Raw genomic sequence first — 2,764 nt, 5'->3', positions numbered from 1 at the left:
CCGCCAAGTACAATATCCGTACCGCGACCAGCCATATTCGTTGCAATAGTTACTGCACCCGGTGCACCTGCTTCCGCCACAATTTCTGCTTCTTGGGCGTGGAATTTTGCATTTAATACATTGTGAGGAATACCCGCTTTGGTTAATTCTGCCGATAATAACTCCGATTTTTCTACCGATGCTGTCCCCACTAACACAGGTTGCTGGCGTTCCATACAATCTTTAATTTCAGTAATAATCGCCGCAAATTTTTCTGCTTCACTTTTGAACATTAAGTCAGTGCGATCTACACGGATAACCGGTCTGTTTGTTGGCACAACAACGGTATTTAAGCCGTAAATTTGTTGGAATTCAAAAGCTTCGGTATCTGCCGTACCTGTCATACCTGCTAATTTTTCGTATAGACGGAAATAGTTTTGGTAAGTAATAGAAGCAACGGTTTGGTTTTCGCCTTGAATATTCACACGCTCTTTTGCTTCAATCGCTTGATGTAGACCATCAGACCAGCGACGACCTGCCATTGTTCGCCCTGTGTGCTCGTCAATGATGACAATCTCGCCATCTTTTACAATGTAGTCCACATTGCGTTCAAACAATTTATGAGCACGCAACGCCGCACTAACGTGATGTAAAAGCGAAATACGAGCCGGGTGATACAAGCTCTCCCCTTCTTCCATCAAGCCCATTTGAGTAAGGAAATCCTCTACTTTCACCATACCACGCTCAGTTAAATGAGCCTGTTTGTTTTTCAGATCTAAAGTGAAATCACCCTCGCCTGTGTATTCTTCGGTATCTTCTTTATCTTGTGCGATCAAATGCGGAATAATTTGATCTACTGCTTGATAAATTTGAGTCGCATCTTCCGCTGGTCCTGAAATAATTAATGGCGTACGAGCTTCATCAATTAAGATAGAGTCCACCTCATCCACTAATGCGTAATGTAATTCACGTTGAAAACGCTCATTTCTATCGTGAGCTAAATTATCACGTAAGTAATCAAAACCTAATTCACTATTGGTTGAATAAGTAATATCTGCTTGGTATGCCGCACGTTTAACCTCCGGCGGTAAACCCGGAATGTTCACACCAACGGTTAAGCCTAAAAATTCAAATAATGGACGGTTAGTTTCCGCATCACGGCGAGCAAGGTAATCATTCACGGTTACAACGTGAACCCCTTTACCGGTTAAAGCATTTAAATAGCAAGGCAGAGTTGCAGTTAATGTTTTCCCTTCACCGGTACGCATTTCGGCAATATTACGCCCGGTTAAAACCATACCGCCAATGAGCTGTACATCAAACGGACGCATACCTAACACACGTTTACTCGCTTCTCGAACCGTTGCAAAGGCTTCAGGCAATAAACTGTCTAAGGTTGCCCCATCTGCTAAACGGAGTCTAAATTCAGCCGTTTTGGCTTTTAATTCTTCGTCAGATAGCTGTTCAAATGTCGGCTCAAGTTTATTAATTTGCACCACTCGTTTTCTTAAACGTTTTAGCGTACGGTCATTGCTTGAGCCAAAAATAGAGGTAAGTAATTTTGAAATCATTGTATTTTCCTAAATATAAATATTGTTAATTATTTGATTTTAAACGTTAAATTTATAGTTAGGCGTAAGGTCCTGCTCGGATTGGATAAATATTTTGTTTATCCAAGCGGTAAGATTTAGTAAAAAATTCGCAAAAATTGACCGCTTGTGGTTTAATTTCCACAATATCGTAGTTCAATTCTGCGATAAAAAGTGATTGTTGCTCTAGCTCATTCGTAGCTTGAGCATACTGAAGAAAAGATTGATTGATAACTGCTTCTTGCTCACTTTCATTTGGATTAACCACCTGAATTTCAGGTAACGCAAGCATCGCAACCATTCCGAAAAAAAGTTGCGACCAAAAAGGCGTTTTATGAAAGTGTTTAAAAAATAAGCTCATTAAGTTAAGATTAAATAAAAATTTAAGTGATTATACGCTAAATTTAATCAGAGTTATCAAATAATTGGGTCAAGTAACGTAAAATCAAGTATAAAAATAGAGATAAAGTAAATAATAGATGAAAAATTCAGCACCTAAAAAGATTAACGAAATTTTACAGAACTCCACTTTAAGTCGAATTGTCGAAAAGGCAAATTTTGTGAATGATTTAAACCAAAAAATTCAGAAAATCTTGCCGGAATCTTATCGTGGGCTTTACCGAGTGGCAAATTTAGTTGATAATCAACTCATTATTAATGTAAAAAGTGCAACCGTGAGGCAAGGTTTATTGTTACAACAAACTGCTCTGTTAGCACAGATACAAACCGATTTACCTGAAATAACCCAGCTTGAATTTAGAGTAAATCCGAGCGTTAAAATTTAAAAAGAGGAAAAGAATATGAAAAAAATCGCACTCATTGGATTTACCGCAACTATGCTAGGTGCGTGTTCATTGTTACCACAAAAAAGCGTAACAGGTACTTATGCAGGTGTATTTCCTTGTGCTGACTGCGAAAAAATTCAAGCACAGCTTACTCTAAACGCAGATAGAACTTATCAATACGATACTATCTATTTCAAAGATAAAAAAGAGTATTCTTACCGTGATAACGGCACATACACTTGGGAAGCAAACAAATCAAACGTTATCCGTTTAGAGCACGCTTCCGGTAATTTGGCATTCCAAGTTTCCGACCAATATGTTGAACTTTGCGATCCGAACGGTAATACGGTAAAAAGCACAAACAATTATAAATTGAATAAAATTCGTTAATATGCGATTAAAGGGATTCTT

Annotated in this window: 4 protein-coding genes; 2 read left to right on the top strand and 2 right to left on the bottom strand. The window is 38.2% G+C overall.

Annotated elements, in window-relative coordinates:
* Together secA and secM are read right to left on the bottom strand one after the other, a co-directional pair.
* Positions 1-1,550 (bottom strand): preprotein translocase subunit SecA (gene secA / locus ACJHV0_RS06375; protein WP_483133698.1); only part of this gene is annotated, 1,550 nt, incomplete at its 3' end.
* A gap of 58 nt (positions 1,551-1,608) precedes the next feature.
* Entirely contained in the window at positions 1,609-1,929 is a 321-nt protein-coding gene (secM, locus tag ACJHV0_RS06370) for a secA translation cis-regulator SecM (protein ID WP_483133697.1), read from the bottom strand.
* Positions 1,930-2,047: 118 nt separating this feature from the next.
* Here secM and ACJHV0_RS06365 point away from each other — a divergent pair, with 118 nt between their 5' ends.
* Entirely contained in the window at positions 2,048-2,353 is a 306-nt protein-coding gene (locus ACJHV0_RS06365; protein ID WP_025236281.1) for a DciA family protein, read from the top strand.
* A 15-nt stretch (positions 2,354-2,368) separates the two neighbouring features.
* Complete coding sequence (locus tag ACJHV0_RS06360) at positions 2,369-2,743, top strand: copper resistance protein NlpE (protein ID WP_025236280.1); 375 nt, start codon at positions 2,369-2,371, stop codon at positions 2,741-2,743.
* The last annotated feature ends 21 nt before the right edge of the window (positions 2,744-2,764 follow it).

Source organism: Mannheimia sp., assembly GCF_056854775.1.
Note: the sequence above shows the minus strand (reverse complement) of the source record. Positions and strands in the feature narration are given on the sequence as shown.

What these genes read in the sequence shown, in the direction of transcription:
- ACJHV0_RS06360 (WP_025236280.1), top strand. Translation starts at nt 2,369, where the DNA reads ATGAAAAAAATCGCACTCATTGGATTTACCGCAACTATGCTAGGTGCG.
- secM (WP_483133697.1), bottom strand. Translation starts at nt 1,929, where the DNA reads ATGAGCTTATTTTTTAAACACTTTCATAAAACGCCTTTTTGGTCGCAA.
- ACJHV0_RS06365 (WP_025236281.1), top strand. Translation starts at nt 2,048, where the DNA reads ATGAAAAATTCAGCACCTAAAAAGATTAACGAAATTTTACAGAACTCC.